Source organism: Bradyrhizobium sp. UNPA324, assembly GCF_006658635.1.
Taxonomy (GTDB): Bacteria; Pseudomonadota; Alphaproteobacteria; order Rhizobiales; family Xanthobacteraceae; genus Bradyrhizobium; species Bradyrhizobium nanningense.
In genome coordinates this window covers 2,294,166-2,308,148 of record NZ_LFJD01000004.1, presented here as the reverse complement: position 1 = coordinate 2,308,148, position 13,983 = coordinate 2,294,166, and the positions used below count along the sequence as shown (strand labels likewise).

Here is a 13,983-nt window from a genome sequence, read left to right as displayed (position 1 = left end):
GAAGTCTTGTTCGTCACGGGATGTTCATGCGCGGATCGAGCGCATCGCGCAGGCCGTCGCCGAGGAAGTTGAAGCTGGTCACGGCCAACGTGATGGCGAGGCCCGGTGCCATCGCGAGCCACGGCGCGCTGGTGAGATAGATCTGCGCGTTGTTGAGCATGTTGCCCCAGCTCGCGGCCGGCGGCTGGATGCCGTAGCCGAGATAGCTGACGTAGGATTCGAGCAGGATCGCCTTCGCGACGTTCAGCGTCGCCGCCACCACGATCGGCGCGATCGCATTGGGCACGAGCTCGCGGAACATGATGCGCAGGTTCGAGGAGCCGAAGGCGAGCGCAGCGACAGCAAACTCGCGCTCCCTCAGCGATCGCACCTGGGCTTCGACGACGCGCGCCACCGCCATCCAGGCGGTCGCTGCAATCAGTACGGTGGTGGTGACGAGGCCCGGTTCGGTGAGCGCGGCGAGGGCAAGCAGAAGAAAGATCGTCGGAAAGCACAGCACGGCGTCGACAAGCCGCATCAAGACCGCCCCGATCAGGCCGCCATAGAAGCCGGCGAAGGCGCCGACGACGATACCGACCGCCATCGCGATCATCATCGCGACGAAGCCGATCGACAGCGAGACGCGCGCGCCCATCATCAGCCGCGCCAGCACATCGCGGCCGAGCTCGTCGGTGCCGAGGATGTGCGCGCCCGAGAGCGGCGGCGCGAACCGCTTCATGATGTCGATATAGGTGTCGTCGAACGGCAGCAGATACGGACCAAATGCCGAACCGAGCACGAGCACCAGAATGATGACGCCGCCGGCGAGCGCCAGACGATGCCGGCGGAAGCGCCGCCAGGCGGCCTGGCCGGGCGCGAGCTGAACGGTGGAGAGGGCCGCGGTCGCCATCACCTAGCCCACCCGGATGCGCGGATCGACGACGGCGTAGAGGATGTCGGCAAGCAGCGAGCCGATCAGCACCATGGTCGCCGAGAACATCAGGATGCCCATCACCACGGGATAGTCACGATAGCCGATGGAATCGAGGAACAGCCGCCCCATGCCGGGCCAGGTGAACACGGTCTCGGCCACCAGCGCGCCGCCGAGCAGCGTCGGAAACTGCAGACCTGCCACCGTGATCATCGGCAGCAGCGCATTGCGAAGCGCGTGCACCGTGAGAATGCGCCATTCCGGCATGCCCTTGGCGCGCGCGGTGCGGATGTAGTCCTGGTTGATCACCTCGAGCATGGAGGAGCGCATGAAGCGGCCCCACATCGCGGTCTCCACCAGCGCCAGCACCATCGCCGGCGCGATGAGATGATGCAGGAGATCGAGCAGCGAGCCGTCGCCGACGGTCTCGCGATTGCCAGCCGGCAGCCAGCCGAGCTTGACCGAGAACACGTAGATGGTGACGAGGCCGAACCAGAAAGTCGGGATCGACAGCGCGATCATGGCACCGACGGTGGCGAGCATGTCGAACAGCGAATAGCGGCGCAGCGCGCCGAGGATGCCGATCCAGCAGCCGAGCAGCACCGCGATGATGGTCGCCGTCGCCATCAGCTCCAGCGTGGCGCCGAGATGCGAGGAGATCACCGACAGCACCGCGCCGCCGTCGCGATAGGACTTGCCCCAATCGCCCAGCAGCATGCGGCCGAACCAGTCGAGATACTGAATCGGCAGCGGGCGATCGAGGCCGAGCTGTCTGGTGACGCGGTCGAGATCCTCCTGCGTCATCTGCGCGGAGGCCGCGAATTGCGACAGCGGACCGCCGGGCGCCAGATGCAGGATGGCAAAGCCGATCGCCGAGACGATCACCAGCAGCATGATCGCCTGCGCCAGGCGGTTGACGACGTAACGGGCCATCTCAGGCTGCCCTGCGCACCTGATCCGTCAGGCCCAGTACCATTCGCGGATGTTCCAGCAATTGATCGAGGTGTTGATGTTGGGGCGGAAGCCTTGCAGCCCCTCTTTCACGCCCTCGGCGATGAAGCCCTGGAACAGCGGCAGGATGGCGAGGTCGTTGCGGATCAGCTTTTGCAGCTCGCCATAGGTCGCCTTGCGCTGCGCCAGGTCGAATTGCTTGGCGCCTTGGGCCAGCAGCCGGTCGGCCTCCGCGCTCTGATATTGATAAGTGTTGTAGCCGCGGCCGCCCTTGGCGGGAATGGCGCCGGAGCCGAAGCGCGGCGTCACGTCGGGGTCGCTGCCCAGCATGAAGTTCACGCCGACGATCACCGAATTGAACTTGGATTGCTGCCAGAAGTCGCCCCAGATCACGGCCGCCGGCATGTTGTTGACGCGCATCGCAGCGCCGATCGCGCGCCAGTCCTGGATCAGGAGCTGCTGAGTCTGCTCGCGCGCTGCATTGCCCGATGTCGTCGAATTGGTGAATTCGAGCTTGACGCCGCCCTTCTCGCGCACGCCGCCGGCGCCGCGCACCCATCCTGCGGCATCGAGCAGCGCGTTGGCCTTGGCGGGATCGTATTTGTGTTGCGACAGCTCCTGCTGGAACGACCAGGCCTGCTGCGGCACGAAGCTCTCGGTCTGCGTCGGCAGGCCGTAATAGAGCGCGTCGATGATCGCCTGCTTGTTGATGGCGAGGTAGAGCGCCTCGCGCACCGCGCGATCGGCGAAGGGACCGAACTCCAGATTAGGCGCGATATGCTCCACGGATGACGTCGAGGAGACGACGATCTTGCGGCCCTTCAGCGTCTTCGCCTCCTGCACGAAGTTCGGCAAGATGCCTTGCAGGCCGGTGTAGTCGACCTGGCCGGTGCGGAACTGGGTGTAGAGCACGGTGAGGTCGGGGATGTACTTGAACACTACGCGTTCGACGTACGGTCCCTTGCCGTGATAGCCGGTGTGGGCGTTGAGCAGGATGTGATCGCCGGGTACGCGCTCACCCCAGCGGAACGGCCCGGTACCAACCGGCGCATTGTGGAACGGCGAGGCGTTCGGATCTGACACCTTCTCCAGGATGTGCTTGGGCACGATGAAGGTGAGCGAGCCCAGGATCGACATATAGGGCGAGTAAGGCGCTTCCATGCGCCAATGGATCTCGTCCGCCGCGACGACCTTGATGTCCTTGACGAGGCTGTGGCCGACGCGGCTGCGCGCGCGGAAATTGGAATCGTTGATCAGCTCGAGCGAGAACTTGACGTCGTCTGCCGTGAACGGCGTGCCGTCGTGCCACTTCACGTCGCTGCGCAGCTTGATCTTCCAGGTCAGGCCGTCGGCCGACAGGCCGCCATTCTCGATGGTCGGGACTTCGCGCGCGAGGTCGGGAACGAAATTGCCGGCGGGGTCGATGTACCAGAGCAGCGAGAACACCTGCCACCAGACGCCCTGATCGACCTCGATGCCGGGCATCAAGGGATGAAACACGGTCGGCTCCTGCGACAGCGCCGCGATCACCTGACCGCGCGGCTTGTCCGGCGGATTGGAGGGACGTTCACTCTGGGCAAAGGCGTGGCCCGGCAGCGTCAAACCCGCCGCGGCGCCCGCACCGAGCTGGAAGAATTGTCGGCGGTTTGGAATGCCGAAGTGGAGTCCGCCAACGCCGAACCTGCCGGTGCTGTCTGCCATGACCAGTCTCCGTTCCCGCACGCGGCACCGTCTCCCGCGCCCCGAGACCCCGGCAAAGGGACAGGAGTGGGCTTTAGTGCTTCTAAATTTTTCAGTAAAAATTTCATCATGACTAAATACACCTGTCAATCGCATTGCTAGTATGCGCAACCTTTTCACTCCGACTGAAGCCTCGGACCGACACGGCCGGGGCTCATGATGATGCATGGGAGAGCGACATGGATGGTCGCGGCGACACCAACAGTCCGAAGGACGTCCCGGGAAACGAGGCGGACGATGCGGTCGACCAGCGCCTCGGCGAAACCGTGCGGCTGCTGCGTCAGCGCGCCGGCTTCTCGATCCAGGACGTCGCCAACCAGACGGGCCTCTCCACCGGCATGATCAGCCAGCTCGAACGCGCGCGTGCCATGCCGTCGATCCGCACGCTGCGCCTGCTCAGCATCGCGCTCGACGTTCCCATCTCCTATTTCTTCGAGGCCAGCGATCCCGCCGACGTGCCGCGCTACATCGTGCGCAAGAACAGTCGCCGGCTGCTGCGCCTCACCGCCAGCGGCGTGGTCAAGGAAGCGCTCACCCCCGAAGGCAAGGGCCAGCTCGAGCTCTACGAGCTCACGCTCAATCCCGGCGCCTCCTCCGGCACCGACTTCCTGCAGCACACCGGCGAGAAGGCCGGCTACATCCTGTCCGGCAGCCTGCGGCTCTGGCTCGACAACCAGGCCCATGTGCTGGAAGCCGGCGACAGCTTCCGCTTTCCGAGTACCGTGCCGCACATGTTCGACAATCCCACCCAGCAGGCGGCGCGCGTGATCTGGGTGACGACGCTGCGCCAAACCGATTCGCCGGCAGGTTGAGGCGTCCGCCGCCCTGTACCACTGCAAATTGCCCCTCGACGCCGCCACGCCGAGTCTGTAGCTCACATGAAGCGGCCCTCCCAGGACCGGGCGGCCGATGCGGTCCGCGGCTGGCGTCTTTGGTGTGAGACCATGAAACTCAGAGGGCTTCTGACACTCGCGATGGCCGCACAGGTCATCGTGACGGCCGTAGCCCTGTTCGCTTCCTATGCCGCGACCGGCACCCGTGAATTCGGCATTGCCCAGCTGGTCGCCGTGCTGGCAAGTGCCGCGGTAGCTGTGCTGCTCGTGCGCCTCTGCGCGCGCGCGATCGAGAGGTCGGAAGAGAAACGCGCGGTCGCGCAATCGGCCGAGCTGGCGCGGGCGCGCAGCGACAGCGCACAGATGGCGCAAGCCGTCATCAAGACCGCGCTCGATGCCTTCATTCAGATCGACGACAGCGGTGTCGTGCTGGAGTGGAGTTTTCAGGCCGAGGCCCTGACCGGATGGACGCGCCAGGAGGCGCTCGGTGCCGACGTCGTCGGCCTCATCGTCGCCGAGCCGCTGCGCGCCGCCTTCAGGCAGCGCATGGCGCGGCTGGTGCCGGAATTGTCGGACACGCCGTCCGGCCTTCGCTTCGAGCTCACCCTGGTCCACAGGAACGGCGAGCGGATCCTGGCCGAGGCCTCCAGCACGGTCTTGCGGCTCGGCGGACGCACCGTCGTCAACACCTTCGTCCGGGACATCACCCAGAAGCGCGCCGCCGAGGAACAACTGGTCCAGTCCCAGAAGATGGAGGCGGTCGGACAGCTCACCGGCGGCATCGCGCACGAATTCAACAACATGCTCACGGTGATCACAGGCACGATCGAGATCCTCGCCGAAGCCGTCAAGGACAATCCGCCGCTTGCGACCATCACCAAGCTGATCAGCGAGGCCGCCGATCGCGGCGCGGCGTTGACGTCGAGCCTGTTGTCCTTTGCACGCAAGCAGGCGCTGCAGCCGGTCGAGATCGACGTCAACGAGCTGCTTGAAGAGCTGGCAAAGCTGCTGCTGGCAACCTTCGACAAGAAGGTCGAGATCGTCACCCGGCTCGACCGCAACGTCTGGCTCGCCTTCGCCGACCGCGGCCAGTTGAGCTCGGCGCTGCTCAACCTGGCGATCAACGCGCGCGACGCCATGCTGGACGGCGGCAGACTGACCCTGACGACGCGCAACGTCGTGTTCGGCGTGCGCGAGGCCGTGGCGGTCGGCGCCGGCTATGCCGGCGACTATGTCGAGATCGAGATTGCCGACACCGGCACGGGCATTCCACAAGCCATCCTGGAGCGCATCTTCGATCCGTTCTTCTCCACCAAAGAGGTCGGCAAGGGCACGGGGCTCGGGCTCAGCATGGTGTTCGGCTTCGTCAAGCAGTCCGGGGGCGGCATCAAAGTCGCCTCCGAAGAGGGCCGCGGCACGACCTTCACCATGTACCTACCGAAGGCGGAGGCCAGCGCGTTGCGCCCGACCGGCTATGACGATCGCAAGATCGTCGGCGGCAAGGAGACCGTGCTCTGCGTCGAGGACGACCGCGACGTCCGCCACTACGTCGCGGTCCAGCTCGAAAGCCTCGGTTACAAGGTCATCCCGGCTGCCAATGCGACCGAGGCCCTCGCGATTGCGGCCGAAGGCACGCCGTTCGACCTGCTCTTCACCGACATCGTGATGGCCGGCGGCATGAACGGACGGGAGCTCGCCGAACAGATGGTGGCGGCGCGGCCCTCTTTGCGGGTCCTGTTCACCTCCGGCTACGCCTACGATTCGCTGCACGCGCAGGGCCGCGCCACGATGGGCGCGCCGCTCTTGAGAAAGCCCTATCGCAAGGCTGAGCTCGCCCGCATGCTGCGCCGCTGCCTCGACACCGCGGTCGACTCCGCCGGCGATGCGATCCCGACGCCCTACTCGGTGCAGGCCGACGTCGAAGCTTTTCTGCGCAAGCAGGCGGCGGAAGACACCACGACGCGGCCGCGGAAGTAGGTCTTCCGCCTCAGCTCATCCGCCGCCGCAGCGTGGCCGATGGCGTCTCGCCGAATTTTTCGCGGTAGGCGCCGGCCATGCGGCCGAGATGGGTGAAGCCGAGATCGAAGGCGATGTCGGTGATGGAAGAATCGGGCGATCCTTGCGCGAGCCGGGCGTTGAGACCGGCGAGGCGCATGTCGAGCAGCATCTGCGAGATCGACAGGCCGAAATGACGGCGGAAGCCGAGCTGGAGCGCGCGGATGCCGATGCCGGAGGCGCAGGCGAGCCGCGCGAGGTCGAGCGGCTCGCCGGCATTGTCCGCAAGATGATCGCGCGCGGCACGGAGCGCACGCGGCAGCCGTTCGGCCCGGCCGGAGAATGTTTGAATCGCATCCGACAGGCCATGTTGCTGGCCATTGAGGAGTTGATCGAGCAGCAGCTCGCGCCAATCGGCCATCGCGACCGCTGACAGCCTGCCGGAAGAACCAAGACGCTCGGCGAGCATCGTCAACTCGGCGAGGCTGCGCCGCAAAGCTTGCCCGGCCGGCGCCTCCAGGTCGATCACGGGATCGAACTCGACCGTGTCCGCCGCCCTGCCCGACAGCGCCGCGGCGCGCTGCTCGACCATGCGGCGGTCGAGCAGCAGGATCGCCTGCGCGCAGTCGCGCCACATCATTTGCGTCGGAATTGTTGGGGACAGCAGCGACGCCGTCCGCTCCGGCGCCGCATCGAGCTCGGCGACGCCGGCGCGGATGTGGGCTGTGCCCGCGAGCGGGATCTGCACCAGGAAGAAGCGCTCGAGGCAGCCGGGATCGATGCAGACCGATCCGCCATAGGCGACGTAGTTGATGGAAAAGCCGTCAAAGGCCGCGCAATTGTGCCGGGCCGAAAAGCCGGCCGCGCGCGCCTGCGCCGGCTTCAGATCGTGCGGACAGAAGATGCGGCCGATCTCTTCAGCCGCTTCGTCGACGTCGTCGGTGGTGACGCGGGCGAAATCCGCAAGCCGTTCGGCTGCGGACGCCCTTGCGGTCATTTCCAGCACGGCTGCGGACATCGTCGACCACGCTTCGCGTCGCGGAATTATTTTAAGCCTATAATAGTTTTCCGAACGCGAAAAGGGCGGCCTCCCCGAAATCATCATGCTGCACGGCAACAGGCGCTCCGTGGATTCGTTTAGCGGATAGACAGGCGCCCCATTGTTGACCGAAGCTCCATCCCCGCCGGAATTCATTGGGAGCGCGCCATGACTGCACTCGAAAAAGGCATTACCGCTAACGGCACAGGCTACGGCGGCAAGAGCTGGAACATTCTGGGCCAGGTTTATTTCCCCAAGGCCGTCACCGACTCCACCTTCGCGTTCGAGACCAACAGCGATCCCGGCCAGTTCGTGCCGGTGCACATCCATCCGACCCAGGACGAGTTCATCCTGGTGCAGGAGGGCACGCTCGACCTCAAGCTCGACGGCAAATGGGTCAAGGCCCATGCCGGCGATCTCGTGCGCATGCCGCGTGGCATCCCGCATGGCTATTTCAACAAATCCGACAAGCCGTGCCGCGCGCTGTTCTGGGTCTCGCCGATGCAGAAACTGGAGGCGCTGTTCAATCAGCTGCACAATCTGACCGACCCTGCCGAAGTCGTGCGCATCTCGGCGCTGCACGAGGTCGATTTCCTGCCGCCCGAGGCCAACGATTAGGCGGCCGCCTCCCCGTCCAATTCATCTGCTTGCAGGCCCGCCGGCCGCGCCTTGCGGCTGAACGTGGCCGCTTGCGCGCGGAAAACCACATTGCGAGCAAACCCATGATCACTCCCAAGCATGTCTGCGTGATTGGCGCCGGCGTCTCCGGCCTTGCCGCCGCCAAGACCTTCTCCGGCCGCGGCCACCGCGTCACCATCGTCGAGCGCAGTAGCGGTCTCGGCGGCGTCTGGGAGCCGGCGCGCTCCTACCCCGAGGTGCAGACGCAAAGCCCGAAGGAGCTCTACCGCTACACCGACCGCGCCATGCCGGAGGCCTATCCGGAATGGCCGACCGGGCCGCAGGTTCACGCCTATCTCGCCGATTATGCCAAGAGCTTCGGCCTCGACCGCATGTTGCGCCTCGACACCGAGGTTGCCGGCATGGCGCGGCGCGCCGACGGCAAGCCGGGCTGGACGCTCACACTGAAGAGCAAGGACGGCGTGAGCACGCACGAGGATTTCGATTTCGTCGCGGTTTGCACCGGCCAGTTCAACGAGCCGCGCGAGCTGCATTGCCCGGGCGAGGACGGCTTCCTCGCGCAGGGCGGCCAGATCCTGCATTCGTCGAAATACGGCGATCCCTCGCTGGCGAAGGGACGCCGCGTCGTCGTGCTCGGTGGCTCGAAGTCCGCAACCGACGTCGCAGTCAACGCGGTGAAATCGGGCGCGCGCGAGGTCACCATCGTGATGCGCGAGCCGGTCTGGCGCATCCCCTATTTCATCGGCGGCCTCGTGAACTTCAAGCGCATCCTCTACATCCGCGCCCAGGAGGAGATGTTTCCGGGCTGGGGCATCAGCGCGATGGGGCGGCTCGCGCACCGCATCGCCGCGCCGCTGGTGTGGGCGAACTGGCGCGGGCTGGAAAGCCTGCTCAAGGCGCAGCTCAAGCTCGGCCGCTGCAACATGGTGCCGAAAGAGCGGATCGAGGACGGCGTCAACTGCTCGGTGCCGATCGCGACGCCGGGCTTCTATCCCATGGTCGCCGACGGCCGCATCAAGGCGGTGTTCGGCACCTTCGACCATTACGACGGCGACAGCATCGTGATGAGCGGCGGCGAGCGCGTGGGCGCCGATGTCGCGGTGCTCGCGATCGGCTACAAGCTCGGCGTGCCGTTCCTGCCCGAAGCCTACCGGCAGAAGCTGGTCGATGCGGACGGGCAGTACCGGCTCTACCGCCTGATCGCCAATCCCGACCTGCCTGAGCTCGGCTTCGTCGGCTTCAACTCGTCGTTCTGCACCGTGCTCTGCGCCGACCTCGCCGCCAACTGGCTGGTGCGCTATGCCGACGGCCAGCTCGCGAACCAGCCGACGGCGCAGCAGATGCGCGACAACATCGAGATGATGCTGCACTTCAAGCGCGTCGAGCGGCCGGCCGCCGGCGTCTATGGCGGTCTGTGCGTCGCGCCCTATCACTACCGCCACTTCGACGAGCTGATGGCCGACATCGGCGCGACGCAGCAGAAGCGCGGCGGGCTGGCCGGGCGCTTCCAGCCGCCGGATGCGGATGCCTATGCGAAATTCCTGGCGACCGCGCCGGACTATCGCGCGGCGTGAGGCCTGTCGGACTCCGGCAGTACCGTCTCCAGGTCCGAATCGATCACATCCGCCGTGCGCTGATAATGCTTCTGGAGCAGCGCCACGGCTTCATCCGTTCTCCGGTCGAGCACGGCCTGAAGGATCTCTGCGTGCTCGGTCCCGATCTTGCGGACCGGATAGGCCTTGGCAATCGACATCATGCGGTAGCGGTAGAGCCGGTCGGCGAGCTGCTCGCAAAAGCCGAGCAGCGGGCGCGAGCCGCACAGGCCAATCAGCGTGGCGTGGAAGGCGCGGTGAGCTCTCTCCCAGTCGGGGTTGTCTGCGAACTTGTCCGGATCGAGCGAGCGCGGCGTGCGGTCGAGGCGGTGATGCGTCACCAGAAGCGCCTCCTCCCACGCTTGCGTCGCGTTCTGCATGGATTCCCGCAAGGCCAGCCCTTCGACCCAGCAGCGCGTCTTGGTCAATTCCCGAAGCTCATCCTTGCTGACCGGCTTCACGTAGAAGCCGCGCTGCTCCATGCCGACCACGAACTCTTCCGTGGTCAGACGGTTGAGAGCCTCGCGAAGCGGAGTCTGTCCGACATTGTAGTGCTCCATCAGGAAGCGCGACTGCAGCTTGCGTCCGGGGGCAAGGCGCGTGGTCAGGATGTCGGCCTTGAGGCGGGCATAGATGCTCGTCGCCAGCGTCGCCGGCGCGTCGGTCTTCGGGCTCGACAGGTCTGAGCTCATGGCGTCCCACTGATTCATCGCGTTTTTTGTACATCAGCCTGCGAGCGGCCAAGAATTTATAAATTACATCTTTACTGGCCGATTTGTATATATTAATTCTTCGCCCACAACAACCGGCTCTGGGGCGATCCGCGGCTATTCGGATGCGCCCCGTGCCTTTAGCGAGGAAGCCCGATGTCCGATTTTCCGGTGGTCGCGTTGCGCAGCGTCGAGATCGCGACGCCCCGCCTCGGCGCCTCGGCCGACTTCTATGCGAAGGTCTGGGGCCTCGATGTCGCTGCCGAAGCCGAGGGGACGATGTATCTCGCTGCGACGGGAACGGACTTCCACGTCCTCGAGCTCACGCAAGGCGAGCGGACTGCGCTCCGGAAGATCACCTTTCGCGTCCGCTCGCGCGACGATCTCGACCGCCTGTTCGCGCGCGCAAGCGAGGCGGACTGCGAGATCATCACGCCGCCGGGGTCATCACACGCGCCATCGGGCGGTGCGCACTTCGTGATCCGCGAGCCGCAGGGCTCCTGCATGGAGTTCGTCCACGGCGATCGCACCAAGACGGCGCGCATTTTGGCTGACCGCCCCGAGCGGCTCGCCCACGTCAACATCAACAGCGCAGACATCGAAAGACTCTCGACGTTCTACCAGGAGGTGCTGGGCTTTCGCCTGACCGACCGCTCCAAGCTGATGGCATTCCTGTGTTGCAACAGCGATCACCATGCGGTCGTGCTCGCGGAAGCGCCGATCAACGGTCTCAACCACGTCGCGTTTTTGATGCCCGATCTGGAATCGGTCATGCGCGGCTCCGGCCGTATGATCGATCACGGCTTTCCGATCGGCTGGGGCGTCGGCCGTCACGGGCCCGGCGACAACGTGTTCGCCTATTTCGTCGACCCGACCGGAATCGTCGTCGAGTACACGGCCGAAGTCCTCCAGGTTGACGACAGCTATCGTCCAAAGAGCCCGGCGGAATGGGTCTGGCCACCGGGACGCACAGACCAATGGGGCATTGCGCCGCCCAAGAGCGAAGCGTGCAAGTCGGCGCAACTCGCCGTGCTGTTCGACGCAGGTCGCCGCGCATGACGACGTCCACGGCTGCCACGGAGCATGATGTGCTTGTCGTCGGCTTCGGGCCGACCGGCGCCGTCGCCGCCGGCCTGCTCGGCCGTCTCGGCCATCGCACGCTCGTCATCGACCGGCTCACCGACATCTACGACAGGCCGCGCGCGATCGCGCTCGATCACGAGATCTTTCGCCACTTCGACAATATGGGGCTGGCCGATGCGATCGCGCCTCATGTCGAGCCCTTCACCGCGTCCGAGCATTTTGGCGTTGACGGCCAATTGATCCGGCGCGTCCACATGGTGACGAAGCCCTACCCGCTCGGCTACACGCCGAGCATGGTGTTCAGCCAGCCGCCGGTCGAGGCCGAGCTGCGCCGTCACGCCTTGAGCTTCTCCTGCGTGAAGGCCGAGCTCGGCGTCGAGTTGGTCGGTCTCGTGCAGCGGCCCGACCACGTCGAGGCGACGCTGAGGGACGCGGGCGAGCAATTGCGGACCGTGACGGCGCGTTACGTGATCGGCTGCGACGGAGCCTCGAGTACCGCGCGGCAGATCGCAGGCATCGCGCTCGACGACCTGATCTTCGACGAGCCCTGGCTCGTGGTCGACGTGCGGGTGAACGAGGACGCGCTCGCCAAGCTGCCGCAGAACTCCGCGCAGTTCTGCAACCCGGCGCGGCCCGTGAGCTTCCTGATCGGCCCGAAGAACCATCGCCGCTGGGAGATCATGCTGCTGCCGGGCGAAGACGCCAAGCAGATGGAGCGCCCGGAGAACGTGTGGAAGCTGCTCGCTCCCTGGCTCGCGCCGGAAGATGGAAAATTGTGGCGCGCGGCCTCCTACCGCTTCCACGCGCTGGTCGCCGCAAACTGGCGCAACGGCCGCATCATCATCGCCGGCGACGCCGCACACCAGCAGCCGCCGTTCATCGGACAGGGTATGTGCCAGGGCCTGCGCGATGCGACCAACCTCGCCTGGAAGCTCGACCGCGTGCTCAAGGACACTTCGCCCGAGACGCTGCTCGACAGTTACACGGCCGAACGCAAGCAACACGTGATCGAGCTGACCGGCAAGATCAAGGCGATCGGCCAGTCGATCTGCGAGCGCGATACGGCCGCCGCGCGACGCCGCGACGCGCAGATCCTCAGGGACGGCGGCGGCAAGCCGCTCGAGATCACCCGGCAGGAAATCATCCCGCCGCTGCGCACGGGCTTGCTGGCTGAGCAGGATGGCGCTGCGCGCGGCAGTCTGTTTCCGCAACCACGGATCTTGCGCGACGGCGCGCCCTGCCTGCTCGACAAGATCACCGGGCCCGCCTTGCGCGTGTTCATCGACGGCCGCCGCAGCGATGCGGCCTCGCTCACGGCACTCTGCGCGGCGCATCCCGAGCTGGCCGCAACGACGATCACGCCGGCCGGCGCCGGTGCAGCCGGCATGCTCGAAGAAATCGACGGTGTGCTGGCCGGCTGGTTCGACCGCCACGCGGCCGCCGCCGTGATCGTGCGGCCCGATCATTACGTGTTCGGCTCCGCGCATAGCGCATCCGAGCTCGACAGTCTCTTGCGTGAGGTCATGTCGCGCCTGCACACCCATTCCAATCCCGATCTGAAAATGGAGAAGACAGCATGAAACTCGCAACCGTTGCGATCGAGGGACGCACGACCTGGGGCCTCGTCGAGGGCGACAATTTCCTTGATGTCGGCGCCGTGCTCGCCTCGCGCTACGCCGATCTCCGGGCCGCCATCGCGGGTAACCTCGCAGGCGTTGCGGACGCCAAGTCCAAGGCAACCGCCACACCGCTCGCCGGACTCACCTGGCTGCCGGTCGTCCCGAACCCCGACAAGATCATCTGCGTCGGCCTGAACTACGAAACGCACCGCAAGGAAACCGGCCGCGCCGAGGTCGAGCACCCCACCATCTTCTCGCGCTATTCCAACAGTCAGACCGGGCATCTGAAGCCCATCATCCGGCCGCGCGTCTCGACTCATCTCGACTTCGAGGGCGAGCTCGCGGTCATCATCGGCAAGGGCGGGCGTTACATCTCCCGCAGCGAGGCGATGGGCCATGTTGCCGGCTATTCCTGCTACAACGATGGCAGCATCCGCGATTTCCAGCGCCACACCCACCAGTTCACACCGGGCAAGAATTTTCCCGATACCGGCGCGTTCGGCCCCTGGATGATGACGCCCGACGAGCTCGGCGGGCTCGGCGAGCTCAAGCTCACCACCCGCCTCAACGGGCAGATCGTGCAGGAAGCCCAGATCAAGCTCATGATCTTCGATATCCCGCGGCAGATCGAATATTGCTCGACATTCACCCGGCTCGAGCCAGGTGACGTCATCGTCAGCGGCACGCCCGGCGGCGTCGGCGCCAGGCGCACCCCGCCGCTCTGGATGAAGCCCGGCGACATCGTCGAGGTCGAGGTCGAGAAGCTCGCCATCCTGCGCAATCCCGTCGTCGACGAGGCGCCGTGAGCTGTCCGCTCGACGTCTTTGCATCTCGGCGGCGGCGAAGCTTGCCTTGTTCGCCGTCGGGCCGAG

12 protein-coding genes are annotated in these 13,983 nt (G+C 65.8%); 7 read left to right on the top strand and 5 right to left on the bottom strand.

What is annotated here, in order from left to right:
* Positions 1 to 13: 13 nt before the first annotated feature.
* The 3 genes from UNPA324_RS11220 to UNPA324_RS11210 are packed head-to-tail and all read right to left on the bottom strand — an operon-like array spanning position 14 to position 3,562.
* A complete protein-coding gene (locus tag UNPA324_RS11220) occupies positions 14 to 889 on the bottom strand; it encodes an ABC transporter permease (RefSeq protein WP_141934704.1) in 876 nt (291 codons plus the stop codon).
* Between the two features lie 3 nt (positions 890 to 892).
* Complete coding sequence (locus UNPA324_RS11215) at positions 893 to 1,843, bottom strand: ABC transporter permease (RefSeq protein ID WP_141934703.1); 951 nt, start codon at positions 1,841 to 1,843, stop codon at positions 893 to 895.
* Positions 1,844 to 1,870: 27 nt separating this feature from the next.
* Complete coding sequence (locus UNPA324_RS11210) at positions 1,871 to 3,562, bottom strand: peptide ABC transporter substrate-binding protein (RefSeq protein ID WP_128920098.1); 1,692 nt, start codon at positions 3,560 to 3,562, stop codon at positions 1,871 to 1,873.
* A 218-nt stretch (positions 3,563 to 3,780) separates the two neighbouring features.
* Between UNPA324_RS11210 and UNPA324_RS11205 the strand changes: the two genes are divergently transcribed.
* Together UNPA324_RS11205 and UNPA324_RS11200 are read left to right on the top strand one after the other, a co-directional pair.
* Entirely contained in the window at positions 3,781 to 4,413 is a 633-nt protein-coding gene (locus UNPA324_RS11205) for a cupin domain-containing protein (protein ID WP_141934702.1), read from the top strand.
* A gap of 132 nt (positions 4,414 to 4,545) precedes the next feature.
* Positions 4,546 to 6,411, top strand: a complete 1,866-nt coding sequence (locus UNPA324_RS11200) for an ATP-binding protein (protein ID WP_141934701.1) — start codon at positions 4,546 to 4,548, stop codon at positions 6,409 to 6,411.
* A 10-nt stretch (positions 6,412 to 6,421) separates the two neighbouring features.
* Here the strand turns inward: UNPA324_RS11200 and UNPA324_RS11195 are convergent, their stop codons facing one another.
* On the bottom strand, positions 6,422 to 7,447 hold the full coding sequence (locus UNPA324_RS11195; protein ID WP_128920100.1) for an AraC family transcriptional regulator: 1,026 nt from the start codon (positions 7,445 to 7,447) through the stop codon (positions 6,422 to 6,424).
* A gap of 189 nt (positions 7,448 to 7,636) precedes the next feature.
* Between UNPA324_RS11195 and UNPA324_RS11190 the strand changes: the two genes are divergently transcribed.
* Both UNPA324_RS11190 and UNPA324_RS11185 read left to right on the top strand, forming a co-directional pair.
* On the top strand, positions 7,637 to 8,086 hold the full coding sequence (locus UNPA324_RS11190; protein ID WP_027560751.1) for a cupin domain-containing protein: 450 nt from the start codon (positions 7,637 to 7,639) through the stop codon (positions 8,084 to 8,086).
* Between the two features lie 104 nt (positions 8,087 to 8,190).
* A complete protein-coding gene (locus tag UNPA324_RS11185; RefSeq protein WP_128920102.1) occupies positions 8,191 to 9,681 on the top strand; it encodes a flavin-containing monooxygenase in 1,491 nt (496 codons plus the stop codon).
* Here UNPA324_RS11185 and UNPA324_RS11180 read toward each other — a convergent pair.
* Positions 9,666 to 10,391 (bottom strand): GntR family transcriptional regulator, encoded by a 726-nt coding sequence (locus UNPA324_RS11180; RefSeq protein WP_128920103.1) that lies wholly within the window; start codon positions 10,389 to 10,391, stop codon positions 9,666 to 9,668. The genes UNPA324_RS11185 and UNPA324_RS11180 overlap by 16 nt on opposite strands.
* 174 nt (positions 10,392 to 10,565) lie before the next feature.
* Between UNPA324_RS11180 and UNPA324_RS11175 the strand changes: the two genes are divergently transcribed.
* Genes UNPA324_RS11175 through UNPA324_RS11165 form a run of 3 tightly spaced genes read left to right on the top strand, consistent with a single transcriptional unit; the run spans position 10,566 to position 13,917 of the window.
* Positions 10,566 to 11,468, top strand: coding sequence for a VOC family protein (locus tag UNPA324_RS11175; protein ID WP_141934700.1), 903 nt, complete (start codon positions 10,566 to 10,568; stop codon positions 11,466 to 11,468).
* Positions 11,465 to 13,072 (top strand): bifunctional 3-(3-hydroxy-phenyl)propionate/3-hydroxycinnamic acid hydroxylase, encoded by a 1,608-nt coding sequence (locus UNPA324_RS11170; RefSeq protein WP_141934699.1) that lies wholly within the window; start codon positions 11,465 to 11,467, stop codon positions 13,070 to 13,072. Before UNPA324_RS11175 ends, UNPA324_RS11170 begins: the two co-directional genes overlap by 4 nt.
* Positions 13,069 to 13,917, top strand: coding sequence for a fumarylacetoacetate hydrolase family protein (locus UNPA324_RS11165; protein WP_141934698.1), 849 nt, complete (start codon positions 13,069 to 13,071; stop codon positions 13,915 to 13,917). Before UNPA324_RS11170 ends, UNPA324_RS11165 begins: the two co-directional genes overlap by 4 nt.
* Positions 13,918 to 13,983 lie beyond the last annotated feature (66 nt).

Coding starts and splice junctions, on each gene's coding strand:
- UNPA324_RS11220 (WP_141934704.1), bottom strand. CDS start 889: ATGGCGACCGCGGCCCTCTCCACCGTTCAGCTCGCGCCCGGCCAGGCC.
- UNPA324_RS11215 (WP_141934703.1), bottom strand. CDS start 1,843: ATGGCCCGTTACGTCGTCAACCGCCTGGCGCAGGCGATCATGCTGCTG.
- UNPA324_RS11210 (WP_128920098.1), bottom strand. CDS start 3,562: ATGGCAGACAGCACCGGCAGGTTCGGCGTTGGCGGACTCCACTTCGGC.
- UNPA324_RS11205 (WP_141934702.1), top strand. CDS start 3,781: ATGGATGGTCGCGGCGACACCAACAGTCCGAAGGACGTCCCGGGAAAC.
- UNPA324_RS11200 (WP_141934701.1), top strand. CDS start 4,546: ATGAAACTCAGAGGGCTTCTGACACTCGCGATGGCCGCACAGGTCATC.
- UNPA324_RS11195 (WP_128920100.1), bottom strand. CDS start 7,447: ATGTCCGCAGCCGTGCTGGAAATGACCGCAAGGGCGTCCGCAGCCGAA.
- UNPA324_RS11190 (WP_027560751.1), top strand. CDS start 7,637: ATGACTGCACTCGAAAAAGGCATTACCGCTAACGGCACAGGCTACGGC.
- UNPA324_RS11185 (WP_128920102.1), top strand. CDS start 8,191: ATGATCACTCCCAAGCATGTCTGCGTGATTGGCGCCGGCGTCTCCGGC.
- UNPA324_RS11180 (WP_128920103.1), bottom strand. CDS start 10,391: ATGAGCTCAGACCTGTCGAGCCCGAAGACCGACGCGCCGGCGACGCTG.
- UNPA324_RS11175 (WP_141934700.1), top strand. CDS start 10,566: ATGTCCGATTTTCCGGTGGTCGCGTTGCGCAGCGTCGAGATCGCGACG.
- UNPA324_RS11170 (WP_141934699.1), top strand. CDS start 11,465: ATGACGACGTCCACGGCTGCCACGGAGCATGATGTGCTTGTCGTCGGC.
- UNPA324_RS11165 (WP_141934698.1), top strand. CDS start 13,069: ATGAAACTCGCAACCGTTGCGATCGAGGGACGCACGACCTGGGGCCTC.